Consider the following 26,311-nt stretch of genomic DNA (forward strand, 5'->3'; position numbering starts at 1 on the left):
ATTTTATACCAATCGTGTTAAGTTACTGACCATTTATAGCGACAGATAAATGAAGTGATAACAAGGCGTAAATTTTGACATGTAGTTGTTCTACATGAAAAATTTATAACGCAGTTAGCGCTTTATTTAGCTCGCTAGAATGGTTAAATATTTAAGTCGATTGGTATTAGTACAACAGCCACACTTTAAAAGTAAAAAACCGCTTTAGAATATTATTCGAAAGCGGCTTTTTGCAAACTAAAGCTAAATTATGGGCGAGGTATGAAGCCTAATGCCTCGTAAACCGATTTTAAGGTCACCTCAGCGCGTGCACTGGCTTTTTCAGCGCCGGTTCTCATGATGGTATCAAGCATAGTTTGATCTTCACGAATTTCTTTAAAACGCGCTTGAATTGGTTCAATCATGCTCACCACTGCATCGGCCGTATCTTTTTTCAGATGACCATACATTTTATCTTCGTATTCAGGCACTAACTCTTCAATTGAACGTTTAGTGGCTACTGACATTAGCGTTAATAAATTTGATACACCTGGTTTTTCAGTACGATCAAAATAAATACGTGCCTGCTCGTCTGAATCAGTTACTGCTTTTTTCAGCTTTTTCTCAATCTTTTTCGGCTCATCTAACATCATGATAAAACCATTTGGGTTTTCATCTGATTTAGACATTTTCTTCAGCGGATCTTGCAAGCTCATTACGCGTGCACCAAACTCAGGAATGTAAGGTTCAGGAATAGTGAACACTTCGCCATAAACGTTATTAAAACGCGTTGCGATATCACGAGTAAGCTCTAAGTGTTGCTTTTGGTCATCCCCCACTGGCACTTGTGCCGCTTGATAAAGAAGAATATCTGCCGCTTGCAGTACCGGGTAAGCAAACAAGCCCACATTGACGTTATTAGTATTCTTGGCTGACTTGTCTTTAAATTGGGTCATGCGGTTCAGCTCACCCATTTGTGCATAACAGTTTAATACCCAACCTAATTGAGCATGTTCAGGCACTTGTGATTGCACAAATAGTGCAGCTTTTTCAGGGTTAATTCCACACGCTACGTATAAAGCAATACCATCTAACACGCGCGCTCTTAACAATTCAGGGTCTTGGCGTACGGTAATGGCGTGTAAATCGGCTAACATAAAGTGACTATCATATTCTTCCTGTAGCTTTACCCACTGGTTAATAGCACCAACATAGTTGCCTATTGTCATCCCACCGGTTGGCTGCATGCCACTTAACACTACTGGTTTACTCATGATGTTCCTTTATATTACTAAAATAAAAAATACTAAAATTAAAAATGCAAGCGCTTACCTTTGGCTAAGCACAGGTATTATATCTAAGAATGTATCACAGAGGTACTGCGGATTATAATCACTGAGGTTTTCACCTTGGTTATAGCCATAACTTAACGCAATTACATCAATATTGGCAGCTTGAGCAGCTAAAATATCACTTTTTGAATCACCTATCATTATTGCCTGGCTAACAGCTACATTTAATTGCTGACAAGCAAATAAAAGCGGCTCAGGGGATGGCTTTTTAGCCATGTCGTCACCACAAACTATCACTTCAAAGTGACTTGTTAATGCGAGTTTATCTAATAGTTTTTCTGTGAAGCATCGCGCTTTATTAGTGATCAACGCTTTTGGTACTCCACGTAATGCCGCAAGGCCAGTTTCTACGTGTTGATACAACACACTGTATTCACCAACAATTTGTCCATAATGACCGTAAAACAACGTAATTGCTTTGTCAGCAAGTACAGCGTCTAAATGCTCACTCACTTGCATATCACCACTTAAACCCCGTTTTACCAAAGTTTCAATGCCATTGCCGACCCAGCTTTCCACCAAGCGCTGACTAACAATAGGAAAAGCCAAGTCAGATAAGGTCAGATTCATAGCGATATATAAGTCATAAACGCTATCAACTAAAGTGCCATCTAAATCAAATAAAGCAACCTCGTACTTCATTACTTAACACCTTTTAACTGTTCACGCATTTGCTCTATCACTGCTTTATAATTTGGCTGATTAAAGATTGCGGAACCTGCTACAAACATGTCCGCGCCAGCTTGAGCCGCAGCGGCTATATTGTCGACTTTAATCCCGCCGTCCACCTCCAAGCGTATTGCACGACCTGAGTCATCTATAATTTTTCGCGCTTGACGAAGTTTCTCCAAAGTATGGGGAATAAAGCTCTGACCACCAAACCCTGGGTTTACCGACATCAGTAAAATCACATCAAGTTTATCAATCACGTGTTCTAAATAGCTTAAGCTCGTTGCGGGATTAAATACTAAGCCAGCTTGGCAACCATGGTCTTTGATCAACTGTAAAGTACGATCAATATGTTCACTCGCTTCTGGGTGAAAGGTAATAATTGACGCACCAGCCTCTGCAAATTGCGGAATTAAACTATCGACAGGTTTAACCATTAAATGCACATCAATAGGCGCTGTGATGCCATAATCACGTAGCGCTTTGCAGACCATAGGGCCAATTGTTAGATTTGGTACATAGTGATTATCCATGACATCAAAATGCACTACATCTGCACCTGAGTCTAAGACACGCTCAACATCTTCGCCCAAGCGCGCAAAATCAGCAGATAAAATAGAGGGAGCAATCAGATACTTTTGTAGTGTTTCTAACATAAACAATCCTTAGAGTGTATTCATAAATGCAACTAAGCTGATTTATAAAGCCTTGATACGCCTAATGTAACAAATAACCTGAAGGCGGGAAAATAAATCTGCAATATATTGTACGACATTCAATAATGAGCGAAACAACCCATAAATTTAAGCTTTAACTCTATTCAATTAAATGCAACGGTTAAATTTCAAGCAACTAAATTTAAACATTATTTTTACCTTAAGCGTTTAATTTTATTAAAAATTTATATTTATTAAGGGTAAATTAAGTTTGTTATTTGAGCATTTTTTATGTATGCTCTAATGAGTTACATTATTATGGATTTAGTCAAATGCGTGCTTTTAAAATCGGGATCTTAACTGCGGCTGCTATAACTATCGCTTCTATAAGCTATTTTTCAAAAAGTGATGATGCCTTTATGGCAGCAAACGATTGCCAATGTAGCTCTGGACACCTCACTATTAATAATGCTACCCAATGCATGAAAGTCGAACAAGAATCAAGTTGGATGTCATGGCTCACCGGTGAAAGCCGTAGTGCACAGTTCCATTATTTAGATTTACTTGAGTTACTAACTAGCTCAGATGAACCAAAAAAAGCGCGTTCACTTAGTCCGCGGTTTTAATTAAATGCAACAGCTGCTGAGTGCTATGCAAAGCGTTATTGCAGCATTCTTCGGCGTGCAGTCTGAAAACAAACGCCGTTCTGACTTCAAACAACACTCGCCACTGAGTATTATCATCATCGCAGTTATATTATTTACTCTTTTTGTTGCCGCTATTTATGGCGTGGTGACTTGGGTGCTAAATACATAGCCATTAACTCATTTACTTTGTTACGCGAGCCACCTTTAGGGCTAATCGTGCGTTTAACTTGAATTTCTGCCAAGCTCGCTTGGCTATAAATTTTGCGAGTCCAGACCGTATCGTGGTTTGAGATCAATACAGGCGTTTTATTTTCAAATGCAGCCTGCTCTGCTAAATTTGCTAAATTGGCCTGATCATCTAAATTAAAACCACCTTTAGCATACGAGGTAAACGAAGCCGTTTTGCTCAAAGGGACATACGGAGGATCACAATAGATCACCGCATTATCTGGAACTAATTTAAATACGTCATCATAGCCTAAACAAGTAAATGTGGCTTGTTGTGCTTTCTCGGCAAAAATATACATTTCATTTTCTGGAAAGTAAGGACGCTTATACTTACCAAATGGCACATTAAAAATGCCTTTCAAGTTATAACGACATAAGCCATTGTAACCATGGCGATTCATGTATAAAAATAAAATAGCTCGCTCATAAATATCATTACTTTGATTAAACTGTACGCGGTAATCGTAATACGCGTCAGCTTGATTATTTAAATCAACAAATAACTTTTTAGCGTCACTAATGAATTCATCAGGTGAGTTTTTTAGTTCGTTATAAAGATTGATTAGATCAGCATTAATATCATTGAGGATGTAATGTTTAAAATCGGTATTTAAAAATACCGAACCAGCGCCAACAAACGGTTCAACTAAGGTATCAGCATGCTTACTCGCTTCATTTAAGCGCGTGCTAATATCTTCAACTAAGCTGTATTTTCCGCCAGCCCATTTAAGGAAGGCTCTGGTCTTTTTCTGCATCGGCTCTTTACTTCAAACTGGTGTGCCGCGATTTTACACTAATCAAAGTAAGTTTACTGATCTAGTAACGCGATTTCTTGTTTTATTTTACTGATTTTTTTATAAAATGGCTTATTTTTACGCACTGTTTCAGATAAGTTCGATAACGCCTGTTGCGCACTTTTTAAATTATCATAGCTACCATAAGTGACTAGCCACCACACTTTGCCATTTCGCCTTGTCTGGTAAACTTTAGCAAGTGACTGCAAGCCTTGCTCAACCACATACTGCTCGGCAACGGCCTGTTGAGTTACCGCTAGTAGCTGGATCACAAGCTGCTCATCGGCCTGCTGTAAATACCAGCCATTATCAACTGGCAAATCTGCTGCGCGACTCGCTTTCGAGTCAACATCATCGGCTAGACTCGCAATAACATCAACTGGCTCTGCTGCAGGCGCTAAACTATCTAATATTGCCGCAACATTGTTCTCTTTATCTAAACTTTCTTTAGTTAAGCTGTCTTGGGCAGGTTTTTTCTGTTCAAGGTTGTCTTGAGAAGGATTTTCCTTCGACTGCTCTCCCTGTTCTGACTGAGTTTGTTGCTCGGCTAATTCAGCATCAGTAAGGTTTACTGCTGAAGAACTCGTTGCTAATGCAGGCTCTGCAACTGGTTGCTTTAAGGTGGCCACTGGAATGGCTGTCGACACCGAACTGTCTGGTTGTTGCTGATAAAAATCTTGCCACCAACGGGTCATATCCGATTGATATAAAAAACCAATGATCAACAGCATTATAATTACCAACAGCGCAATCAAGTGTAAACGCCAAGATACTTTATCTGCTACTGCTACTTTTGCAGTATGTTGCGTAGGCTGCCATGCTAATAATAGGCTCGGGTTACCATGCGCTTCTTGCAAAAAGGTTTGAAAAACAGGATCTTCATCATATGGTAAATCAGGAAAATAACACTGCATTAACTGCTTACTTTCAGCAATAGACAAGGGCTCTAAATGAAGTTCAACGGCTTTATTAAATTGCCCTACCGATTGCGATGCCAATAAAATATAAAGCGTTGTTGGGCTGTGCTGAGCAAGTATTGTTAGTTCTTGCACCATTTCTTCAGACAAATGCCGACCACCATCTAGCACCCACAAGCAAGAGCCACAGTCTTGCTGTTTTGCTAATTGGTAAAAGTTCTCTGACAAACTTAGATTTTGATCAATCAATGGCGAGCGAAAGCTTTGTTCAAGTAGTTCAGACATTAACTGGCTATCTGTCATGCGGGCATGTAACTGCACAAATGATTTATTAAAATCACTATATTTATCAGTGATAAAGGTTTCTAGAAGGTAACTTTTACCAAGCCCTGAAGGGCCTAATAAGACAATGAGATTTTGCCCATATTCAAACTGCAGGGCAATCCGATCAACCAAAGCCGCACGGCTAGGTAAGATTTGCGATTGCATTAGCGCCCTATTAAATCTCTAACCTGTTGATCAGAGACGTCATCAACCAGCGCACATTGGCCAAACTCAGTAGGAAGAATAAAACGAATTGTACCTTTTTTATTCTTTTTATCTTTACGCATGTGATGTAAAAAGTGTTCGCTGTTCATCACATCAGGAATATCACACGGTAGGTTGTACTGTGCAATTAATGTCACAATTCTTGATACTTGTTCCACAGTTAAATCACCACGAGTATGTGCAAGTTTTGCAGCTAATACCATGCCGGTTGCCACCGCTTCACCATGTAACCATTGCCCATAACCCATTTGCGCTTCAATAGCGTGTGCAAATGTATGCCCTAAATTCAGCAAAGCACGTAGGCCCGCTTCTTTTTCATCTTGAGCAACGATCAGAGCTTTAATTTCACAACAACGGAAGATCACGTGCTGGATAGTTTCTTCATCCAAAGCCTGTAACTGCGCGATGTTAGTTTCAAGAAAACTAAATAACTCAGTATCGTAAATTAAGCCATATTTAATAACTTCAGCCATACCAGCTGCAAACTCACGAGCAGGGAGTGTATGCAGTGATTGCGTATCGATAAAAACCGCTTGAGGCTGATAAAACGCCCCTATCATGTTTTTACCTAAAGGATGATTAACTGCCGTTTTTCCACCAACAGAAGAGTCAACTTGTGATAGCAATGTAGTAGGTACTTGAATAAATGGTACGCCGCGTTGATAGCAAGCCGCCACAAAACCGGTTAGATCACCAACAACACCGCCACCTAAGGCAATTAAACAGGTATCTCTACCGCAGTTGTTTTCAAGTAAAAATGCTGAAATTTTCTCAAACCATTCCAGTGATTTATATTGCTCACCATCAGGAATAATAAAACTTAGTGGATTTAAATCAGCTAACAACGCCATTGCATCACTTAGGTATAAAGGTGCAATGGTGTCATTAGTGATAATGATAGGCCGACAATCACCAATATGATGACGTAGCCTGTCAGTCTGTTGAAGTGCAGATTTTCCAATATAAATAGGATAACTTCGCTCGTCTAAATTAACTGTTAATTCAAGCATTGCTAGTATCCTTTCTTATTGGTATTTAAAAATCTAATTTCTCAATGATTTGATTAGCAACAACTTTAGCGCTTTGCTCATCAGTGCGTACAGTAAAATCAGCCACTTCTTTATACAGCGGTTCGCGTTCTTCAGCTAAGCGCTCTAAAACATCACGAGGTGCTTCTTCTGTTTGCAGTAATGGGCGACGCTTGTCGCGCTGCGTACGTGCAACTTGCTTTTCGATTGGTGTCTCAAGGTATACCACGATACCACGAGCCGAAAGCTTATTTCGTACTTCTTTACTCATCACTGAGCCACCACCTGTTGCAAGTACAATACCTTGCATTTCAGTTAGGTCGCCAATGACAGATTCTTCACGAAGTCGAAAGCCTTCTTCACCTTCAAGATCAAACACCCAGGCAATATCAGCACCAGTGCGGCGTTCGATTTCTTGATCAGAATCGACGAATTCAAGGTGCAATTGGTCTGCAATGTGACGACCAATTGTGCTTTTGCCAGCCCCCATAGGGCCAACTAGAAATATATTACGTTTTTCAGCCATATCTTTTAGTACAAACGAACTCTAAAATTTGAAATAAAACCCCGCCTAACGACCTGGCCCCAAAATTAAGGAGGGGATTATCTCAGTAATTGATTGGGTATTTCAAGTCAATTAGAACAAAAAGCCAATTAACGAGCAATTAAAGTCAATAATTGCCCGTTGTGTAAGAATAAATCAGTGAAAATTACTCTATTTGGATTTTCGGAGTAACGAAAATCAGCAATTCCTTCTTTTCATTAAACTCACTTGTGCTTCTAAACAGCACTCCTAGGTAAGGAACATCACCTAATAATGGTACTTTTTTAACTGAGTTAATGATTTGCTGCTGGAATATACCACCAAGTACCACTGTTTGACCATTCTCAACCAAAACTTGGGTTTGAATTTCTTGGGTATCAATTGCAACAGCAGGTCCTGTTCCTGTTTGCACTGTATCACCTCGGGTATCTTGAGTAATGATCAAGTCCAGAATCACTTTATTATCTGGGGTAATATGCGGTGTAACTTCAAGACTTAACACAGCCTTTTTAAAGCTTACCGTGGTTGCCCCACTTGAAGCAGATTCAACGTACGGGATCTCAGTACCTTGCTCAATACGTGCTTTTTTCTGATTAGCGGTAGTGATCCGCGGACTCGCAATAATCTCACCGCGGTTTTCCTCTTCCAACGCCGTTAACTCTAAATCAAGTAACGTACCATTAGCTAACTTAGCAACGTGCATCCCAATGCTGCCAGCAGCCCCGGTAATTGGCAAGTTAACATTAAGGCGATCAGAAATACTTGGAATAGTGCCGTTAGAAATCGTGTTCGCGCCTTCTAGTGTCCCCGAGATACCATCAGTACCTTGTTGATCGCTAAAGCCCCAACGTACACCGAGATCCTCTTTCACGTTGTCGCGTACAGTCACCATTCGTGCTTCAATAACAACTTGTCGTACTGCTATGTCTAGGGTCTCAACCATACGGCGCACACTTTCAATACTTTTTGCAGTATCTTTAATCAGTAAGGTATTGGTACGTCTATCAACTGACACGCTACCACGTACGCTAATGATGCTGTTAGTATCTGTTTTTAGTAAATCAGCAAACTCTTCCGCTTTTGCATAATTCAAACGAATGTATTCACTGTAAAGCGGCTCTAAATCTTCAACTTGCTGCTTGGCCTTAAGCTCTTTAGCTTCACGAGCCGCCAGTTCCTCAGAAGGTGCCACCATTAAAATAGATCCATCCATGCGTTTATCAAGGCCTTTAACACGCAATACCACGTCAAGTGCTTGATCCCACGGCACACCGTCTAAACGCAAAGTGATGTTACCATTGACTGAGTCACTGGTTACTAAGTTAAAGTCGTTATAACCGGCAATTATCTGCAATACCGCACGAACAGAAATGTCTTGGAAGTTTAAGGTCATAGGGCGACCTTGGTACTCTTTGCCACCTTCTAGGTAAGAACGCTGTGAGTCATCTTTTTCAACTGTTAAAGTTAAAATATTTTCTATTTGCTGATAAGTAAATTTAAACGCGCTATTAGGGCTTATTACCACCCGACTCATATTCTCTTCTTTAAATGTCTCAATTGAACTCACTACTGTGCCAAAGTCGAGCACATCTAGTTCATACAATAAGTCATCTAAAATATCGGTATGGTGAAACTCAGCAATTATTTTCCCACCACTTTCATGCACATCAATCGCAGCTTGGGTATCTTGTAAAAATACTAATACTCGCGCTTCACCTTTTTCACCACGACGAAAATCAATCGACTGAATTGAATTTATATAATGACTCGCCTCAGCTTGAGTTGTGTTATTACCCGCTTGTGCTGTGAGTGGGTTATCAGATACATGTAATGAAACAAGGTTATTATTAACAGATGTTTGGTAAATTTTTAAACGCTCTAAGTGCACAGTAACGATTAAAGTACCATCCGTAGTCACACTACTCACATTTTCAATGCCAGCTTGATTAATTGCTACATCGGCCAAACCTTGCTCAACATCGGCTGCGTTAAAACGCATTTCAATGCGGGCAGGGTTATTGAAAACCTGAACCTTTGGCTCTGTCGTCAACTCTTCATCAAAGACTAGCTGTAACTGTGTTTCTCCAGCCATGAGTGGGTTATAACGAATGTCATACAGCAGCGGTGTCGCTATTGCTGATTGCGTGATAAAAAGGGCAATAACAACAAACAAAGCCTGTTGAATGCGATTACTCCACGATACTCCCTTATGCATTTTAATTTTACCTTTTTTATTTTCAACTAGTGCCATTGGAGCTCGCCTCTAACATTTCAAGCTTTGTCAGGCGCTCTTTCCAACAACCAGACCCATCGGGAATTAATTCTAACAATTCTATATAATCACTTTTTACTTGCTGTACAACGCCATGGTACAAACCAACATGATTGCCCACAGTGACTCGGTGCAAGGTGTCATCCGCTGCTTTTATTAATGCCCACGTTTGTCCATCCGATCCTAAGGTGCCCTTCATCGCTAAATTATCCAATGGATACTTTTCTAATACCTCGCGTGGACGTTCAGGATCAGGGTGTAAGCAATTTTTTACTTGGATCATGTTATTTTGAATAATTTCGGGTTGTGGCGCAACAAAAGGACTACGCAATTGCTGTGCATTGTATTCAAAATGTTCAAATTTTGTCAGTTTCGGAATTTCCTCAACTTTAGGCGTTGTACTGGCTTTTACTTGGTCAATAAACTCTTTTTGCTCAGAGGTGTCATCGTTACATGCACTGAGCAAAGCACTGCTGAGTAAAACAAAAGCTAATTTTTTCATTTTTTAGCTCCTACTTTCTTCACGCCGCCTTCATAGCGGTAAGTTTTAGCGACCACACTAAATGTCAACTTACCGGAATCCGAACTATTAATTGAAAAATCATGCAAGCTGACAATACGTGGCAATTGCGCTACTTTACCAACAAAATCACCAAACTCATGATAACTGCCTATCACTTCAATTTTGATCGGTAATTCAGTATAAAACTCTTTTTCAACTTCAGGTAACCAGCCAATTTTAAGAAAAGTTAGACCACTGGTGGTACCTACGTACGATAAATCATCGAGTAAGCCCGGCGTCTCATTAGAAGTGGGTAAGCGTTTTAGTAGTAAAGAGAATTTCTCTTCCATCTCAACCATCTGTTGGCGATAGATCTCTAAGTTACTGGCTACTGCATACTTTGCACGGTAGGTGCTGCGTAATTCAACTTCCTTACTAACCGCATTGTGGTAACTATCAATTTCATCTGAAACTAATAAGCTATAGCTAAAAAACAGCACTAATGCGGCAACAAAAGTACAGCAAATAACTTTAACTACAATTGGCCAATCACCAATATTCTCAAGCTCAATTTCGTTCCATTCAATCTCAGTTAATGCTTTGATATCAAGGTTCATTGCTTAACCTCGCCAATTTTATCAAACGCTTTTACATAAAATTCCATATTAAAATCACTTAATAAGCGTGACGATTTTTCCCCAGCAACAATACCTTGCATGGTGGGCTTTTCGAGCAAGTAAGAGTTTTGTACTTCACGAAGCATATTTGAAAGATGGTTGTTAGATTCACTTCGGCCGACCACATGTATCGCACTGCCACGGCGCTCTAACTTAGTTAAGTAAACACCAGTCGGTACTATTTTGGCTACTTCATCCATGATTTGGGTGCCCAAGTTACGGCTGCTTTGTAGTTCTTCAATTAAACGCATGCGTTGTTGTAGGTTTTCTTTCTTTTTATCTAATTCACGAATTTCGCTAATGCGGCGATCTAACTGGCTAATTTCAGCTGTAAGATAATTGTTTTTGATATTTTGCCCATCACGCAAGTTACCGTAATAAGTACTTAATAAATACATACTCATAAAACTACCAAGTACCACTAAAAACAAAATAGTGGCAAATTTAGTTTGTGATTGTTTTCGTTGCTGTTCACGCCACGGCAGTAGATTTATATGTGGCATGATGAAAAGCTCCTTAATGCCAAACCCGTCGCTATTGCAAATTGAGTACGGTGACGCTGTAACACATTGCGATCCACATGCGGGGAAATATCCATATTTGCAAACGGTTCTGCCACTATAGTGTGAATACCAAGCTCTTCAATTAGCAGCCTATCTAAGCCATCTATCATCGCAGTACCGCCAGTAAGTACAATATAATCAATTTGATCTTTGCCACTCGTAGTTAAAAACATCTGCACTGCACGGCGTACTTGTTGTAACAATGACGTTTGAAACGGCGCCAGTACTTCAAAAGTATAATTAGGGGGTAAATCCCCCGTTGTTTTACCAATCTCAGCTTCATCAAAGCTTTTATTATAATAGGCCACAATACTGTTAGTGTATTGGTCGCCACCAAATACTTGATCTCGGGTATAAATTGTTTCACCACCGAGGACCACACTAACCAACATCAGCACTGCGCCAATATCAACGACCGCCACACATTTGTTAAATGCGTCACTCGGTAATTGTTGATAATAAACATCCATAGTGCGGCTCAAAGCATAGCTTTCCACATCAACCACTTTCGCAGTTAAACCGGCTGACTCTAACGCACCTACGCGGGCTTCCACACTTTCAGTACGCGCTGCTGATAACAACACATTCATTTTTGATGGATCAGCTTCATTTGTACTTAATTTTTCAAAGTCTAGGCTAACTTCGTCTAACGGATAAGGAATAAGACTGTCTGCCTCAATGGCTATTTGCGACTCTAGTTCTGCATCAGTGAGCGTAACATCCATAAAAATCACTTTTGTGATCACTGTTTGCCCAGACACAGCAACCGCAGCAGACTTAATTGACTTAGGCAATTTACGTTTTAGCTTAGTAATAATATTACCAATTGCCTCAATATCTTGAATACTGCGCTCAGCCATAGTGCCTTTTGGCATAGGCTCTATTGCTAACGCCTCAAGCCGGTAGCCACTGTCCGTTTCATTCAGTAACACTGCTTTTATAGCATGTGAACCGATATCTATCCCTACCATCATCGATGAAGACTTACTCAATAGTTGACTTAGCATGTTTGCAACTTGGCCTTTGTTTTAAGAATAAACAAGTTATAATTTTTATATGAAAAAATACTATTCATTTTTTAATCAATATATACTAGCAGTCTCCGATTCTAATTGGGAGTCCATTTAGGGAAAATATAAGTGATTTTATTAAAACGAACTTTACAATTTTTTATCATTTGCACGTTTTTGGGGCTCATTACTTTAGTAAGCCTTTATTATTACGTTAAATCTGATATCCCCAGTGTGCAAGTTTTAAAAGACGTGCAATTACAAACTCCTATGCAAGTATTTTCTAAAGATGGTTTATTAATCAACCAGTTCGGTGAAAAACGCCGTATTCCAGTGACCATCGATGAGATACCGCAACCGCTTATAGATGCTATATTAGCCACTGAAGACAATCGTTTTTATGACCATATAGGCATAGATCCTATAGGTATTTTGCGTTCAGCGCTCGTATTAATTTCAACGGGAGAGAAAAAACAAGGCGCAAGTACTATTACCATGCAGCTAGCCCGTAACTTTTTCTTAACACGAGAAAAAGCCTACATTCGTAAGGTCAAAGAAATTTTTATCGCACTGCATATCGAAAATTTACTCAGCAAAGATGAAATACTTGCTTTATACCTAAATAAAATAGAATTAGGTAATCGCGCTTTCGGCATCGGCGCCGCAGCACAAGTCTATTACGGGAAAAACCTAAACGAATTAAATTTAGCGCAAATGGCGATGATAGCAGGCTTACCTAAAGCGCCGTCGGCATTAAACCCAATTAGAAACCCAATCCGTGCCAAAGCGCGACGTAATGTAGTATTGGGTCGTATGCTAGATGAAAAATATATCTCTAGAGCCGAGTATGATGAAGCTACCAACGCTCCTATTACTGCTAAGTTTCATGGGGCTGAAATCGAGCTGTATGCACCTTATATTTCAGAAATGGTACGCGCTGAAATGGTGGCCCGATACGGCTACGAACGAGCTTATAATACCGGCTTTAAGGTTTTTACCAGTGTTGAATCTGACGTACAGGCAGCGGCACAAACTGCCCTCGTCAATAACTTGCATGCGTATGATATGCGCCATGGCTACCGCGGCCCTGAGCAACAGTTATGGGATTTTGAAACACAAACCGCTTTAAGCCATAGCGACATTTTAGAAAAGCTAAGGCCAGTAAAAGAAATCGGCCCATTATTAGCTGCCGCCGTGCTTGAAGTGAGCGAGCAAAGCGCAACTGTATTATTAAAAAATGGCGAGCAAGCTACTCTTGATTGGAACAACCTGAAATGGGCGCGTAAATATATCACTCGCTATCGCCAAGGGTTTCCACCAAAAACTGCTGGCGACATACTCAATCCAGGCGAGCAAATACTGTTGCGTAAAAATGACGATGGCAGCTATCTACTTAGCCAATTGCCTGAAGCATCCAGTGCATTAGTTTCATTAGATCCTAACGATGGTCGTATTAAAGCAATTGTCGGCGGCTATAGTTTTGAGCAAAGTCAATATAACCGTGCCGTCCAAGCGAAGCGTCAAGTGGGCTCTAATATTAAGCCATTTATTTACTCTGCGGCGCTAAACAATGGGTATACCTTAGCCTCTATTTTAAATGATGCACCAATCAATCAATGGGATAAAAGCTTAGGCGTGGCATGGCGTCCAAAAAATAGCCCAGCAGTTTACAATGGTCCGATCCGTATTCGTCGCGCATTGGCACAGTCGAAAAACGTTATTTCGGTGCGCTTATTGCGTGGCGTTGGCTTACACCGCACCGCTGATCACTTATTAAAGTTTGGCTTTCAAGATAGCGATATTAATCGAAGTGAATCATTAGCACTCGGTAGTGCGTCAATTACACCGCTTGAGCTTGCTCGTGGTATGAGTGCATTTGCCAATGGCGGCCACTTGATCACCCCGTATTTCATTAATGAAATTCAAGATTCAGCAGGTAATGTATTATTTAAAACAGCACCACTGTTAGCTTGTGATCCTGTAGCACCTCAGTTAACTAATGAACAATTTGAGTTAACAACTGAGCCTCAAAGCAGCCAAGAAGCATCGATGACTCATTGTGCACCTCGTATTATCTCGAAACAAAATGCATTTTTAATTGCTGATGCAATGCACAGCGCAATATGGGGTGGTGGTAGCTGGGCACATAAAACCGGCTGGAGTGGTACTGGCTGGCGTGCGCAAGCGCTGGATCGTCGTGACCTTTCAGGCAAAACAGGGACTACCAATGACTCTGTTGATACCTGGTTTAGTGGCTTTAACCGCAATGTGATGACTTCAGTTTGGGTAGGCTTTGATAACCCAGGTAACCCACTTGGCCGTTCAACCTATAATAACAACATGGATAAAAGCCAAATATCCGGCGCGGAGTCTGGTGCCAAAACAGCGCAGCCAGCTTGGGTTGATTTTATGCGTGTTGCCCTCGACGGTAAACCTGAAGCGCCGATTGAGCCACCAGAAGGACTCGTGTCGGTAAGAATCGATTTAGCAACCGGTTTACTGAGTCAAAAAAATGATTACACCAGTCGCTTTGAATACTTTGAAAAAGGCACCTCGCCAACCAAGTATGTAATGCAACATGTGGAAAATGTCTTTGAAGAAGAAACTAAAACAGAAGAAGAGCTGTTTTAATCGTCGCAATATAAAATCGTAACTACGTAAAAAAGCGCCGACTGGCGCTTTTTTATCATTGATGATCTCGATTATTTTAGATTTTGTATTAACCAATATAAATCAGAATGTACGCCCGCGGCGGTCACTTCTTTACCAGCACCAGGGCCTTGGATCACCAAGGCATTATCACTATACCACTGGCTGTTGATCACAAAAATATTGTCGCCAGGAGTCAAGTTAGCTAAGGCATCCCCTTGAGTTGCGTATGCCAATCCCACTTTAGCGGTTACTTTGCCTTCGGCAATTGTCAGCGCGCCGGTATAACGCAGTACTTTATTATCTTTAGCGGCATCAGCGGCTTTTTCAGCAATAAAGTCATCAAGCAACTGCTTGTTATCAAGGAAAGATTGCCAATCACCTTGCGCTAATTGCTCAGGCATTAACGGCGTTAAAGCAATGTCGTCTAGCTCCAACGTTAAACCTAATTCACGAGCTAAAATTAGTAGCTTACGCTGCATATCTCGCCCTGATAAGTCTTCACGAGGATCAGGCTCGGTGTATCCCATTTGTTGCGCTTGCAGTACTAAATCTGAAAACGGCACACTGCCATCATAACGACTGCACAACCACGAAAGCGTGCCCGAGAATACCCCTTCAATGTGGGTAATGCTATCACCACTGTTTTGTAGATCAGCTAATGCAAAGTTAATTGGTAAACCAGCACCAACGCTGGTGTTATAGCGCCATAACAAATTACGCTCAGCTAAATTACGGCGTAAGTTTTGATACCAATCATTATTGGCCGTGCCGGCGTATTTATTAGCGCTGATCAAATGACAATCTAAATTTACAAACGCAGGATATAACTCACTAAATGCTTCACTGGCGGTAATATCAATCACCACTTTATGTTCGTAATCAAGTTCACTAATACGCGTTAATAAGTCATCCTGTTGATAATCAATCGCTTCGTTTTGCCACTGTGATTGCCACTGCTCTAGCGCAATACCACTTGGGCTAAACAACATTGCCCGTGAGCGTAACAAACCAACCAATTTAACGCTAAAATGGTGTTGCAAACGATTCAGTTGCTGACTCAGTTGCTCAATAAACACTTCGCCAACATTGCCTAATCCCGCCACAATAATAGCCAGCTCCTGACCTTTGTTGATCAATTTATCGTGCAATAAGGTTAATACATCACTATCAATTGATTGATCGGTTAACAACAAAATATAGTCTGCATCTTGGTGGCTAAAACGTGGCGTTAAGCTTTGCTCAGTAAGCACTTGAGTTGCTTGTTCAAATAGTTGCGCCACATCATTACTTGGCGCGACAACGGCGCAACCATGTAAATTAGATTCAATAATATTAGCGCGACCTTGCAAATGACTGACCACTTGATGAGTAGCGCTAGCTGGCACCAATAAATAGGTATCTCCATTTTCTATAAAGTGATGCAAACTATGTTGAATAAGTTGACTTAATTCACCAATTTCTCCACCACGTAACTGATCAATGCGCAGTAAATCAATATTTTCTAAGGTAGTAATAAAACGCTTCGCTTTACTGTAGCCTTCTTTAACAATTTCCGTGGCACTGGCTTCTGTTTCATAGCTGCTACGGACCACTAATTTAATATCAGTATTTTTTAATGGCGAAAGTGTTTTCGCATGTAATACAGGGTTGCCTAAACGGGCGAGCAGGTTAGCTTGGCCACGACATACCTTTGAGTACTTAATCGCTTTTTTAACTTTACGCGGATCAGTACTAAAAACCCCTTGGGTATCGGTCCAAATTGACACTTGTTGAGCATTACAATAACTCCCCAATAAAGTTGCACTGTAATCACTGCCATTACGCCCAAGTGTTACCGTATTTGCTTGGCAATCGGCGGCAATAAAGCCTGTAACCACATTAATGCTATTGGCCGAAATTAACTGCGCACACGCTTGTTGATTTTTTTGATGTAATAATTGCCCATCATTTAAGGTAAATAATTGCCGTGCATCCACATCATTTGCAGCAAGGCCAAGTTGCTGCAAATAGGTTGCTAATAGCCGTGCCGACCATACTTCACCATGAGCAAGTAATGCAGCTTCCTGTAAGCTTTGCTGTTGCGCTTGTTGTGCTATTAAGGCCAACTCTTGCTCAAGTATATTTAATGCAGCATATCGCGCTGTAGGGCTTAGTAATTGCTCAATCAATGTACGTTGATGATTATCAAGTTGTAGTAAAATATCACTAACCGCTTGCTGATCACCTTGTTGGTAGCTTTGCCACAGTTTAACTAACGTATTGGTGGTTTTTCCTGCGGCAGAAACCACCACACAGTCACCCGCCTCAGTATGCGCTAAAATAATATTAGCAACGGCCTGATAACGCTCTGCCGAACTTAAACTAGAACCACCAAATTTATGAACTATATTTACCATTTCTATTACCACAAAGCCGTATGTGCTGGAGTCAGCTTAAATGAGCTTGATTGCTCTTGATCTTGTTGTTGAGAAACCGATGTTGCAGCCGTTGTGTGCTGACCTTGCCCAGGTTTCACCTTATTAAATACGCGTTCTAAATCAGCAACCAAATCTTTGGCATCTTCAATACCAACCGAAATACGGATCAGCGTATCGCCTACGCCAGCGGCTAACCGTGCATTCGCTTCCATTCCTGCATGGGTCATGGTTGCAGGATGACAAATTAAACTCTCTACGCCACCGAGCGATTCCGCCAAACTGAACTCTTCTAGGCTAGTTAGAAATGCCGCTGCATCATTAATATCACCTTTAATATCAAAGCTTACCATACCACCAAAGCCACGTTGTTGCTGTTTTGCCAACTCATGTTGCGGGTGAGACTCAAGACCTGGGTAATAGACTTGGCTCACGTAAGGTGAGTTTTCTAAATACTCGGCAATAATAAAGGCATTCTCTTGGTGCTGGCGCAAACGAACATTTAAAGTACGCAGGCCACGTAAAGTTAAGTAGCTATCAAACGGCGCCCCTGTAATACCAATATTATTAGCCCACCAAGCAAGTTCATCGCCAAGCTCTTGGGTTGCTGCAATCACAGCACCGCCTACAACATCAGAGTGACCATTGATATATTTAGTCGTCGAATGCACCACAATATCAACACCAAACTCAATTGGGTTTTGTAATGCTGGTGATAAAAAGGTGTTATCTGCGCCAACTAATGCGCCACACTGCTTCGCAATTGTGGTGATCGCTTTAATATCTGTTAAGCGTAAAATTGGATTGCTTGGCGTTTCAATCCAAATAAGCTTTGGTTTTATCTCAAGAATTTTTTGATGGTTTTCAGATTTAGTTAAATCTAAAACTACTAACTTTAATAAGCCACGCTTTTCAAGTGAAGTAAATAAGCGATAACTGCCACCATAACAATCATGTGGGATCACTAGGGTATCATCGCTACTCAGTAGTTGTGTGGCCAAATGCACTGCAGCCATACCTGTTGCAGTGATTATACCCTTTGCACCGCCTTCAAGCTTTGCTAGGGTTTCAGCTAAAATGTCACGATTTGGATTACCGCTGCGGCCGTAATCATATTGACGCTTGGTATCAAAATCGGCAAATGAGTAGGTGGTCGATAAATGAATGGGAGGCACAACAGCACCGTGATGTTTATCTGCATCAATGCCATTACGCACTGCAATGGTCGCTTTATTCTTTTGACTCATAACGTCACCTACAATTAAATGGATGTTTAGACGTCCAAAAGGTTAGAGGATCGGATTTAAGAAGTCAAAGCATTTATGCTGTTTTAGGTGCAAGTACGGCAGTAAAAACATTTATGTTGCTAGATGGCTAAATAACTAGTATTTGACTATCTTATTTAAAACGATAGAATTTCGGCATCTTTGTGCGCAAAAGGCCGCGCAAACAATTAACAACCTGAGGCAACGACACATCCTATGGCTAAATGGAATGGTGAGTATATTCACCCATACGCAGAACACGGGAAAAAATCAGAACAAGTTAAAAAGATCACCGTTTCGATCCCGCTTAATGTATTAAAAGTTTTAACTGATGAGCGTACTCGCCGTCAAATTAATAACCTTCGTCACGCAACCAATAGCGAACTACTTTGTGAAGCGTTTTTACATGCGTTTACTGGCCAACCATTGCCAAACGATGAAGACTTACGTAAAGATAATCCAGAGAAAGTCCCTGAAGAAGTGAAGAAAATCATGCTTGAAATGGGCTTAGAAGTGCCTGTACTCAACGAAGATTAAAAATAATATACTTCAGGAATTAAATACAAAAAAACCTCAGCGACTTAACGGTACTGAGGTTTTTTATTGTATGTTCCGATCTAAGCCATATAATTTTCAGGCATATCAATACGTGCGACACCAGAATCAATAGCCGCCTGTGCGACCGCTTTAGCGATACGCGGTAATAAACGCGGATCCATTGGTTTTGGAATGATGTACTCAGGGCCAAACTCAAGCTTATCAACACCTGCGGCTTTTAATACTTCTACAGGGACTGGCTCTTTAGCAATGCTACGAATAGCATCAACCGCCGCAATTTTCATTTCATCATTTATTTTGCTAGCGCGTACATCTAGTGCACCACGAAAAATAAATGGGAAACACAATACGTTGTTTACTTGATTTGGATAATCAGAGCGACCCGTCGCCATAATTAAATCATTGCGAGCGCTGTGAGCAAGCTCAGGTGATATTTCTGGATCTGGGTTTGAGCAAGCAAATACCACAGGTTTATCAGCCATCAATTTAAGATCTTCTGGCGCTAATAGATTTGGCCCAGACACCCCAACAAACACGTCAGCATCTGCAATCACATCTTGCAAGGTACGTTTATCAGTATTGTTAGCAAATAGCTGCTTATATTCGTTTAAGTCATCACGACGAGTATGAATAACCCCTTTACGATCGAGCATATAAATATGTTCGCGCAATGCACCACACTTAATGAGTAGCTCCATGCAGGCAACTGCTGCGGCCCCTGCACCTAAACACACGATAATCGCATCTTCAATATCTTTACCTTGCACTTCTAACGCATTAATCATACCTGCTGCGGTCACAATCGCGGTACCGTGTTGATCATCATGAAATACTGGGATGCTACAACGTTCAATTAATGCTTTTTCGATTTCAAAACACTCAGGCGCTTTGATATCTTCTAAGTTGATACCACCAAACGTATCGGCAATATTAGCAACGGTATTGATAAAGTCTTCTGTGGTGTTGTGCTTTACTTCAATATCAATCGAATCAAGGCCAGCAAAACGTTTAAATAATAACGCTTTCCCTTCCATAACGGGTTTCGACGCCAATGGCCCTAAGTTACCTAAACCTAAGATGGCAGTACCGTTAGTGATAACCGCAACCATATTGCCTTTACCCGTGTATTTATAGGCATTAGCAGGATCAGCAGCGATTTCACGTACAGGTTCAGCAACACCAGGGCTATATGCTAAAGCGAGATCTTGGACTGTTTCAGCCGGCTTAGTAAGCTCGATACTGATCTTTCCTGGAACGGGGTGCGAATGGTAATGTAAAGCTTGTTCACGAAAATCTGACATAACGCGATTTTATCCTGCAAGTAAATTAAGTTGAAAGTGAGAGTAAGCAGTTCTTATAGGGAACGACACCTATTAAGGAACGATACCTATATTATAATTTAATTCAAGCAATATCAGGTCTATCCTGTTATATGCTATATCCGTTAATTTTATGCGTTTTGTCGGCAAATTTTGCAAAATACCTGTTTTTTTTGCCTAAAAAATAATTATAAAGCATCAAAATACCTAACTAAAAATGCTTATTAAGTGAGTATTGAAAGCAAAAATCAGCAATAACAGCTATAGCGCTAAAAATTCAGAAGTTAGCAACATTTAGCTGCATAAACTTTAATTTTATCGGTAAAAGCATCCAAAGTTACGTTTTAACAGTAGATTCAATATAAAGAATTAATCACTATTTGTCTGTTATTTGCTCGCTATACTGGATATAAAAGTGGGAAATAGTCACAACATAATGAATCTGAGGAGGCGCCCTAAATGAGCAAAGCTTAAAGGCTAAGTGACTGCTGTTTTTATAAACCACAGGCATAAAAAAAAGCACCCTAGGGTGCTTTTTCCGACAAAACAACAATAATTACTTGCTGCTAAGTGAACCGAAACGCTTGTTGAAGCGATCAACACGGCCACCAGTGTCTAAAACTTTTTGCTTACCAGTGTAAAACGGGTGACACGCAGAACATACGTCTAAGTGAATGTCTTTACACAGTGTTGAACTAGTTTCGAATTTATTTCCGCATGAACAAGTTGCTGAAATTACTTCGTACTTAGGGTGAATACCTTCTTTCATAGAAACCTCTAGTTAAGGCCGCATCGCTCTCCAAACCCGAAGTCTGGTACCATACGTCGTTAAAACAAATTATTTAGGACGCGTATTCTATGCAACAACCCCGCTTGCTACAAGCTTTAAATAGCGTTTTTGCTAATAAAACAACCAAAAACTTTAAAGCAAAGATTAGCTGCTAGGTTTTTAGCTGTAATTTTAGTACATTAACTTCCTTGCTAGTTACTGTTTGGGTTGTTATGAGTTTTGTTGAAGTTGCTATAAAAGTTCCGTTGCAGCGCACTTTTGATTATCGCATCCCAGCGCAGCTTAGCGGTTTATTAACACCGCCTCAGGTGGGCGCCCGTGTTATGGTACCGTTTGGCAATCAACGTAAAGTTGCGGTGGTATTGGCTTTAAAAAACCACAGTGACGTGCCCGCAGACAAACTCAAAGACATGTTTGAAGTCATTGACGATGAACCGATTCTTTCGCCACAACATCTCGAATTATTGCGTTTCACCGCCCGTTACTACTGCTACCCATTAGGCGAAACCATTCATATTGCTTTACCTAGTGCCCTACGCCAAGGGTTATGCCCAGATAAAAGCAGTATCAATATGGTGACACTGACCGATAAAGGCGCCAAGCTGCCGTCTTTAAAAGCTAAAAGCCAATTAAGCTTACTAAAACAATTAGCCGAATCAGGTAAATCGTCTTTAACAGAACTAAAAGCACTGGGATTTAATAAAAAAACCATCGACAGCTTACTGGCTAAAGAACTGATCAGCCAAACTATTGAGCACGATAATCAATGGCAACAACAAATACCCACAGTGGGCACTAAGCCCACACTAAATAAAGAGCAAGCCGTCGCCTGCAGTACAATTAATCAAGCTAAAGGGTTTAATAGCTTTTTACTCGAAGGCGTAACCGGCAGTGGTAAAACCGAAGTTTATTTACAATGCCTTGAAGATGTTTTAAAACGTGGTGAACAAGCATTAGTACTGGTGCCTGAAATTGGTCTGACACCACAAACGGTGAATCGTTTTCGTCGTCGCTTTCCTGATACTCCTATTATGTTATGGCATTCAGCACTGACCGATAACGAGCGCTTACAAACGTGGCGTTTTTGTGAAAAAGCCAGCTGTGCCATAGTGATTGGTACCCGCTCGAGTATTTTTTTGCCGTTTTTAAAACTCGGTATGATCATCGTGGATGAGGAGCACGACAGCTCTTTTAAACAACAAGATACCCTGCGTTATCATGCTCGTGACCTTGCGGCCTATCGCGCTTTTCAACATAAGATCCCACTCATTTTAGGCTCAGCAACCCCAGCACTTGAAACCTTACATAAAGCGCTGAACAATAAATATCAATTATTAAGCTTAACGCAACGCGCACAAACCAGTACCGATAACCAATTTCAATTACTGGATATGAAAGGCCAACCTGATCAAGCAGGTATAGCACACGGAAGCCTGGCAATGATTCGCCAGCATTTAAAGCGCGGCAAACAAGTGATGGTATTTTTAAACCGCCGTGGTTTTTCGCCAACCTTGATCTGCCATGAATGTGGCTGGCTTAGTGAATGTACACGTTGTAGTACCAGTGCAACGTTCCATAAAGCGATTGGACAGATGATTTGCCACCATTGCGGTGAGCAAGAACGCGTGCCACACCAGTGCCCAGACTGCGGCAGTACGCAAATATTTCCAAATGGAAAAGGCACGGAGCAAATAGAAGAATTTTTAGCGAGTGAATTTCCTGACACGCCAATTAGCCGGATCGACCGTGATTCAACGCGCCGTAAAGGCAGCTTAGAAAAAGCCTTAGACGACATAAACCAAGGTGGCGCACGTATTTTGGTTGGCACGCAAATGCTGGCTAAAGGCCATCACTTTCCTGATGTTAGTCTTGTACTGATACTCGACGTAGATGGTGGCTTGTATTCCTGTGATTTTCGCGCCACTGAGCATTTAGCACAACTGGTTACGCAAGTTGCAGGACGTGCTGGTCGCAGTGGCGAACCTGGGCAGGTTTTATTACAAACGCATTTTCCTGAACATCCGCTATTACAAGACTTAGTCAACAATGGTTACCAAGATTTTGCCCGCTTTGCATTACAGGAGCGTGATGACGCACAATTACCTCCCATTACTAATATGGCAATTGTGCGCGCTGAAGGACACAACATAAAGCAAGTGGTCGATTTTTTAACGGATTTAGTTCCAGTTCAGAGTCTAACTGGTATACAATTGCTGGGGCCGATCCCTGCACCACTCGAGCGAATTGCAGGGAAATATCGTTTTCAATTACATATTCAAGCGCTCGAACGCCCTCTATTACACCAATATCTCGCGCAAATGGTCGACTATTTAAGTACCAGTAAATTAGCGCAAAAGGTGCGATGGAGCTTAGATGTAGATCCTATAGATATGATTTAAGGTTAGAAGTCCACATAACCATGGCACAACATGATTTTATAAATAAAAAACCAAATAACCGTAAAAAACAGCCGCCACCAAAAAAACCATTCCCGGTTTTATTGCTGCTTGTGGTTGTATTGTTAGTTGCGGGTTTTAGCTTTGGTTTATGGTATGTAAAAACCAATGCCGATCCAAAATTAGTTGAGCAACAAGCAAACCCAGTATCGGCAACAGTAAAAGAACAACTAGCAAAGCCGCGTCCGCCAGAATTTATTAAAGAAATCAAAGAACATGAGATTCAAGTTGAAGTAAGAGAAATTGAACAAAAAGGCCCCTATGTAATGCAGTGCGGCTCGTTCAGAACCCATGCCCAAGCCGAAACTCTCAAAGCAAAAATAGCATTTGCCGGACTCATCGCCGAAATTAGAGAAACAACGGGCACTAATGGGGTTTGGTATAAAGTACGCTTAGGCCCTTACAAAACCAAACGTTTAGCCGAAAGTGATAAAAATAAACTCAAGCGCAGCAAAATAACTGGCTGTGGAATTTGGAATTGGACTTGATTTTAACCCATTAACCCATATTAACTCATCATCAATCGTTTTTAACGAGCTGCCCCTGCGGCTCGATGATGAGGAATAACATGACCACTATTGTAAGTGTACGTCGCGGCGATAAAGTCGTTATTGGTGGCGATGGCCAAGTTTCGCTTGGTAACACCGTAATGAAGGGCAATGCCCGCAAAGTTCGACGCCTTTATAATGGCAAAGTGATCGCCGGTTTCGCTGGCGGCACTGCTGATGCCTTCACCCTATTCGAACGTTTTGAAAGCAAACTTGAAATGCATCAAGGCAACTTGACCAAAGCCGCTGTTGAAATGGCCAAAGATTGGCGCAGCGATCGCGCCTTACGAAAGTTAGAAGCCCTACTCGCAGTGGCCGATTCCACCGCATCTTTGATCATCACCGGTAACGGGGATGTTGTGCAACCTGAAAACGACCTAATTGCCATCGGTAGTGGTGGTAATTTTGCGCAATCAGCGGCAACAGCTCTACTTGAAAATACCGATCTAAGCGCCCGCGACATCGTTGAAAAAAGCCTCACCATCGCAGGCAATATTTGTGTCTTCACAAATAACTTCCAAACCATCGAAGAATTGTAATAGGAACTGCTATGTCTGATATGACTCCCAGAGAAATCGTTCATGAACTTGATCAACATATTATTGGTCAAGCAAAAGCTAAAAAAGCAGTGGCTATTGCACTTCGTAACCGCTGGCGCCGCATGCAACTTAATGAAGATCTTCGCACAGAAGTAACACCAAAGAACATATTGATGATCGGCCCAACAGGTGTAGGTAAAACTGAAATTGCTCGTCGCTTAGCAAAACTTGCTAACGCCCCTTTCATTAAAGTAGAAGCAACAAAGTTCACCGAAGTAGGCTATGTTGGTAAAGAAGTTGAAACCATCATTCGTGACTTAGTTGACGTGTCAATTAAAATGACTCGCGAACAGCAGACTAAGAAGTTCAAACATCGCGCTGAAGAAGCCGCAGAAGAACGCATTTTAGACGCCCTATTGCCACCAGCCAAAGATTCTTTTGGCGAAAGCAAACGCGAAGACGGCTCATCTACACGCCAAGTATTCCGTAAGAAACTACGTGAAGGGCAACTAGATGACAAAGAAATCGACATTGATTTAGCCCAAGCACAACCAAATGTTGAGATCATGGCACCACCGGGTATGGAAGAAATGACCAACCAGCTGCAAAGCATGTTCCAAAATATGTCTGGTGACAAACGCAGTAAGCGCAAAGTAAAAATCAAAGAAGCCTTCAAACTATTAGTTGAAGAAGAAGCAGCAAAATTAGTAAACCCTGAAGAGCTAAAAGAGCAAGCCATCTTCGCTGCTGAACAAAACGGCATTGTGTTTATCGATGAGATAGACAAAATCTGTAAGCGCGGTGAATCATCAGGCCCAGACGTAAGCCGTGAAGGCGTACAACGTGATTTACTCCCATTAATCGAAGGATCAACGGTTAGCACTAAACACGGTATGGTAAAAACCGACCATATGTTGTTTATTGCCTCTGGTGCATTCCAAATGGCAAAACCATCAGACATGATCCCAGAACTACAAGGCCGCCTACCTATTCGTGTAGAGCTTGAAGCGCTCACGGCTGATGACTTTAAACGCATCCTTACAGAACCACATGCTTCATTGACAGAGCAACAACATGCGCTTCTTAAAACAGAGCAAGTCAGTGTTGAATTTAGCGACGATGCCATTGAACGCATTGCAAAAGCAGCATGGCAAGTAAATGAGAAAACCGAAAACATCGGTGCTCGTCGCCTGCATACTGTGATGGAAAAACTAATGGAAGAGATTTCATTTGACGCCTCAGAGCAAGCAGGTAGCAATATCGTAATTGATGCAAGTTATGTAGAGAAGCACCTAGGCGCATTAGTTGAAGATGAAGACCTAAGCCGCTTTATTCTTTAATTTTAAAACTAGGATCTAGGGCCTAGGTTCTAGGTTCTAGGTT

24 protein-coding genes are annotated in these 26,311 nt (G+C 41.2%); 8 read left to right on the plus strand and 16 right to left on the minus strand.

What is annotated here, in order from left to right:
• Positions 1-248: 248 nt before the first annotated feature.
• The 3 genes from trpS to rpe are packed head-to-tail and all read right to left on the minus strand — an operon-like array spanning position 249 to position 2,656.
• Complete coding sequence (trpS, locus tag CWB85_RS17550) at positions 249-1,253, minus strand: tryptophan--tRNA ligase (RefSeq protein ID WP_016709523.1); 1,005 nt, start codon at positions 1,251-1,253, stop codon at positions 249-251.
• Positions 1,254-1,307: 54 nt separating this feature from the next.
• Positions 1,308-1,973, minus strand: a complete 666-nt coding sequence (locus CWB85_RS17555; protein ID WP_016709524.1) for an HAD-IA family hydrolase — start codon at positions 1,971-1,973, stop codon at positions 1,308-1,310.
• On the minus strand, positions 1,973-2,656 hold the full coding sequence (rpe, locus tag CWB85_RS17560; RefSeq protein WP_016709525.1) for a ribulose-phosphate 3-epimerase: 684 nt from the start codon (positions 2,654-2,656) through the stop codon (positions 1,973-1,975). Before rpe ends, CWB85_RS17555 begins: the two co-directional genes overlap by 1 nt.
• Before the next feature lie 332 nt (positions 2,657-2,988).
• Between rpe and CWB85_RS17565 the strand changes: the two genes are divergently transcribed.
• Both CWB85_RS17565 and CWB85_RS17570 read left to right on the plus strand, forming a co-directional pair.
• A complete protein-coding gene (locus tag CWB85_RS17565) occupies positions 2,989-3,282 on the plus strand; it encodes a hypothetical protein (protein WP_016709526.1) in 294 nt (97 codons plus the stop codon).
• Positions 3,283-3,286: 4 nt separating this feature from the next.
• A complete protein-coding gene (locus tag CWB85_RS17570; protein WP_016709527.1) occupies positions 3,287-3,472 on the plus strand; it encodes a DUF2970 domain-containing protein in 186 nt (61 codons plus the stop codon).
• On the opposite strand, the gene CWB85_RS17575 is transcribed toward CWB85_RS17570, so the two are convergent.
• The 9 genes from CWB85_RS17575 to CWB85_RS17615 form a co-directional block, all read right to left on the minus strand.
• Entirely contained in the window at positions 3,435-4,286 is an 852-nt protein-coding gene (locus CWB85_RS17575) for a Dam family site-specific DNA-(adenine-N6)-methyltransferase (protein ID WP_016709528.1), read from the minus strand. The genes CWB85_RS17570 and CWB85_RS17575 overlap by 38 nt on opposite strands.
• Before the next feature lie 53 nt (positions 4,287-4,339).
• Entirely contained in the window at positions 4,340-5,731 is a 1,392-nt protein-coding gene (locus CWB85_RS17580) for an AAA family ATPase (RefSeq protein WP_138555578.1), read from the minus strand.
• Positions 5,731-6,801 carry a 3-dehydroquinate synthase gene (aroB, locus tag CWB85_RS17585; protein WP_138555579.1) on the minus strand — a complete coding sequence of 357 codons (1,071 nt, stop codon included), beginning with the start codon at positions 6,799-6,801 and terminating at the stop codon, positions 5,731-5,733. Before aroB ends, CWB85_RS17580 begins: the two co-directional genes overlap by 1 nt.
• A 25-nt stretch (positions 6,802-6,826) precedes the next feature.
• The gene (gene aroK, locus CWB85_RS17590) at positions 6,827-7,345 is read right to left on the minus strand and encodes a shikimate kinase AroK (RefSeq protein ID WP_016709531.1); all 519 of its coding nucleotides are present in this window, start codon (positions 7,343-7,345) and stop codon (positions 6,827-6,829) included.
• Positions 7,346-7,529: 184 nt separating this feature from the next.
• Positions 7,530-9,614, minus strand: coding sequence for a type IV pilus secretin PilQ (locus tag CWB85_RS17595; RefSeq protein WP_138555580.1), 2,085 nt, complete (start codon positions 9,612-9,614; stop codon positions 7,530-7,532).
• Positions 9,601-10,137 carry a pilus assembly protein PilP gene (locus tag CWB85_RS17600; RefSeq protein WP_016709533.1) on the minus strand — a complete coding sequence of 179 codons (537 nt, stop codon included), beginning with the start codon at positions 10,135-10,137 and terminating at the stop codon, positions 9,601-9,603. Before CWB85_RS17600 ends, CWB85_RS17595 begins: the two co-directional genes overlap by 14 nt.
• Positions 10,134-10,754, minus strand: coding sequence for a type IV pilus inner membrane component PilO (locus CWB85_RS17605; RefSeq protein ID WP_016709534.1), 621 nt, complete (start codon positions 10,752-10,754; stop codon positions 10,134-10,136). Before CWB85_RS17605 ends, CWB85_RS17600 begins: the two co-directional genes overlap by 4 nt.
• Positions 10,751-11,317: a PilN domain-containing protein gene (locus CWB85_RS17610; protein WP_016709535.1), complete on the minus strand. Its 567-nt coding sequence runs from the start codon at positions 11,315-11,317 to the stop codon at positions 10,751-10,753. The genes CWB85_RS17605 and CWB85_RS17610 overlap by 4 nt, the downstream gene beginning before the upstream one ends.
• A complete protein-coding gene (locus CWB85_RS17615; RefSeq protein WP_016709536.1) occupies positions 11,305-12,384 on the minus strand; it encodes a pilus assembly protein PilM in 1,080 nt (359 codons plus the stop codon). The genes CWB85_RS17610 and CWB85_RS17615 overlap by 13 nt, the downstream gene beginning before the upstream one ends.
• 132 nt (positions 12,385-12,516) lie before the next feature.
• Between CWB85_RS17615 and CWB85_RS17620 the strand changes: the two genes are divergently transcribed.
• Positions 12,517-15,018, plus strand: coding sequence for a penicillin-binding protein 1A (locus tag CWB85_RS17620; RefSeq protein WP_138555581.1), 2,502 nt, complete (start codon positions 12,517-12,519; stop codon positions 15,016-15,018).
• Between the two features lie 71 nt (positions 15,019-15,089).
• On the opposite strand, the gene metL is transcribed toward CWB85_RS17620, so the two are convergent.
• Together metL and metB are read right to left on the minus strand one after the other, a co-directional pair.
• Positions 15,090-17,435, minus strand: a complete 2,346-nt coding sequence (gene metL, locus CWB85_RS17625) for a bifunctional aspartate kinase/homoserine dehydrogenase II (RefSeq protein WP_138555582.1) — start codon at positions 17,433-17,435, stop codon at positions 15,090-15,092.
• Between the two features lie 5 nt (positions 17,436-17,440).
• Complete coding sequence (gene metB / locus CWB85_RS17630; protein ID WP_138555583.1) at positions 17,441-18,700, minus strand: cystathionine gamma-synthase; 1,260 nt, start codon at positions 18,698-18,700, stop codon at positions 17,441-17,443.
• A 234-nt stretch (positions 18,701-18,934) separates the two neighbouring features.
• Here metB and metJ point away from each other — a divergent pair, with 234 nt between their 5' ends.
• Entirely contained in the window at positions 18,935-19,255 is a 321-nt protein-coding gene (metJ, locus tag CWB85_RS17635; protein WP_016709540.1) for a met regulon transcriptional regulator MetJ, read from the plus strand.
• A gap of 80 nt (positions 19,256-19,335) precedes the next feature.
• Here the strand turns inward: metJ and CWB85_RS17640 are convergent, their stop codons facing one another.
• Positions 19,336-20,577 carry a malic enzyme-like NAD(P)-binding protein gene (locus tag CWB85_RS17640; protein WP_138555584.1) on the minus strand — a complete coding sequence of 414 codons (1,242 nt, stop codon included), beginning with the start codon at positions 20,575-20,577 and terminating at the stop codon, positions 19,336-19,338.
• A gap of 574 nt (positions 20,578-21,151) precedes the next feature.
• Positions 21,152-21,364, minus strand: a complete 213-nt coding sequence (gene rpmE / locus CWB85_RS17645) for a 50S ribosomal protein L31 (RefSeq protein WP_016709542.1) — start codon at positions 21,362-21,364, stop codon at positions 21,152-21,154.
• A gap of 233 nt (positions 21,365-21,597) precedes the next feature.
• Between rpmE and priA the strand changes: the two genes are divergently transcribed.
• The 4 genes from priA (at position 21,598) to hslU (ending at position 26,268) form a co-directional block, all read left to right on the plus strand.
• Entirely contained in the window at positions 21,598-23,784 is a 2,187-nt protein-coding gene (gene priA, locus CWB85_RS17650) for a primosomal protein N' (protein WP_138555585.1), read from the plus strand.
• Between the two features lie 20 nt (positions 23,785-23,804).
• Positions 23,805-24,329, plus strand: a complete 525-nt coding sequence (locus CWB85_RS17655) for an SPOR domain-containing protein (RefSeq protein WP_138555586.1) — start codon at positions 23,805-23,807, stop codon at positions 24,327-24,329.
• 80 nt (positions 24,330-24,409) lie between these two features.
• The gene (gene hslV, locus CWB85_RS17660) at positions 24,410-24,928 is read left to right on the plus strand and encodes an ATP-dependent protease subunit HslV (protein WP_016709545.1); all 519 of its coding nucleotides are present in this window, start codon (positions 24,410-24,412) and stop codon (positions 24,926-24,928) included.
• Between the two features lie 11 nt (positions 24,929-24,939).
• On the plus strand, positions 24,940-26,268 hold the full coding sequence (gene hslU, locus CWB85_RS17665) for an ATP-dependent protease ATPase subunit HslU (RefSeq protein WP_016709546.1): 1,329 nt from the start codon (positions 24,940-24,942) through the stop codon (positions 26,266-26,268).
• The last annotated feature ends 43 nt before the right edge of the window (positions 26,269-26,311 follow it).

Origin of the sequence: Pseudoalteromonas sp. S1727 (assembly GCF_005886375.1) — a bacterium.
Taxonomy (GTDB): Bacteria; Pseudomonadota; Gammaproteobacteria; order Enterobacterales; family Alteromonadaceae; genus Pseudoalteromonas; species Pseudoalteromonas haloplanktis.

Excerpts from the sequence above, each read along its gene's own strand:
- CWB85_RS17570 (WP_016709527.1), top strand. The coding sequence starts at position 3,287 with ATGCAACAGCTGCTGAGTGCTATGCAAAGCGTTATTGCAGCATTCTTC.
- CWB85_RS17640 (WP_138555584.1), bottom strand. The coding sequence starts at position 20,577 with ATGTCAGATTTTCGTGAACAAGCTTTACATTACCATTCGCACCCCGTT.
- metJ (WP_016709540.1), top strand. The coding sequence starts at position 18,935 with ATGGCTAAATGGAATGGTGAGTATATTCACCCATACGCAGAACACGGG.
- CWB85_RS17655 (WP_138555586.1), top strand. The coding sequence starts at position 23,805 with ATGGCACAACATGATTTTATAAATAAAAAACCAAATAACCGTAAAAAA.
- CWB85_RS17580 (WP_138555578.1), bottom strand. The coding sequence starts at position 5,731 with ATGCAATCGCAAATCTTACCTAGCCGTGCGGCTTTGGTTGATCGGATT.
- CWB85_RS17615 (WP_016709536.1), bottom strand. The coding sequence starts at position 12,384 with ATGCTAAGTCAACTATTGAGTAAGTCTTCATCGATGATGGTAGGGATA.
- hslU (WP_016709546.1), top strand. The coding sequence starts at position 24,940 with ATGTCTGATATGACTCCCAGAGAAATCGTTCATGAACTTGATCAACAT.
- CWB85_RS17600 (WP_016709533.1), bottom strand. The coding sequence starts at position 10,137 with ATGAAAAAATTAGCTTTTGTTTTACTCAGCAGTGCTTTGCTCAGTGCA.
- CWB85_RS17565 (WP_016709526.1), top strand. The coding sequence starts at position 2,989 with ATGCGTGCTTTTAAAATCGGGATCTTAACTGCGGCTGCTATAACTATC.
- metB (WP_138555583.1), bottom strand. The coding sequence starts at position 18,700 with ATGAGTCAAAAGAATAAAGCGACCATTGCAGTGCGTAATGGCATTGAT.
- trpS (WP_016709523.1), bottom strand. The coding sequence starts at position 1,253 with ATGAGTAAACCAGTAGTGTTAAGTGGCATGCAGCCAACCGGTGGGATG.
- CWB85_RS17605 (WP_016709534.1), bottom strand. The coding sequence starts at position 10,754 with ATGAACCTTGATATCAAAGCATTAACTGAGATTGAATGGAACGAAATT.
- rpmE (WP_016709542.1), bottom strand. The coding sequence starts at position 21,364 with ATGAAAGAAGGTATTCACCCTAAGTACGAAGTAATTTCAGCAACTTGT.
- CWB85_RS17595 (WP_138555580.1), bottom strand. The coding sequence starts at position 9,614 with ATGGCACTAGTTGAAAATAAAAAAGGTAAAATTAAAATGCATAAGGGA.
- CWB85_RS17555 (WP_016709524.1), bottom strand. The coding sequence starts at position 1,973 with ATGAAGTACGAGGTTGCTTTATTTGATTTAGATGGCACTTTAGTTGAT.
- aroK (WP_016709531.1), bottom strand. The coding sequence starts at position 7,345 with ATGGCTGAAAAACGTAATATATTTCTAGTTGGCCCTATGGGGGCTGGC.
- aroB (WP_138555579.1), bottom strand. The coding sequence starts at position 6,801 with ATGCTTGAATTAACAGTTAATTTAGACGAGCGAAGTTATCCTATTTAT.
- metL (WP_138555582.1), bottom strand. The coding sequence starts at position 17,435 with ATGGTAAATATAGTTCATAAATTTGGTGGTTCTAGTTTAAGTTCGGCA.
- hslV (WP_016709545.1), top strand. The coding sequence starts at position 24,410 with ATGACCACTATTGTAAGTGTACGTCGCGGCGATAAAGTCGTTATTGGT.
- rpe (WP_016709525.1), bottom strand. The coding sequence starts at position 2,656 with ATGTTAGAAACACTACAAAAGTATCTGATTGCTCCCTCTATTTTATCT.
- CWB85_RS17610 (WP_016709535.1), bottom strand. The coding sequence starts at position 11,317 with ATGCCACATATAAATCTACTGCCGTGGCGTGAACAGCAACGAAAACAA.
- CWB85_RS17575 (WP_016709528.1), bottom strand. The coding sequence starts at position 4,286 with ATGCAGAAAAAGACCAGAGCCTTCCTTAAATGGGCTGGCGGAAAATAC.
- priA (WP_138555585.1), top strand. The coding sequence starts at position 21,598 with ATGAGTTTTGTTGAAGTTGCTATAAAAGTTCCGTTGCAGCGCACTTTT.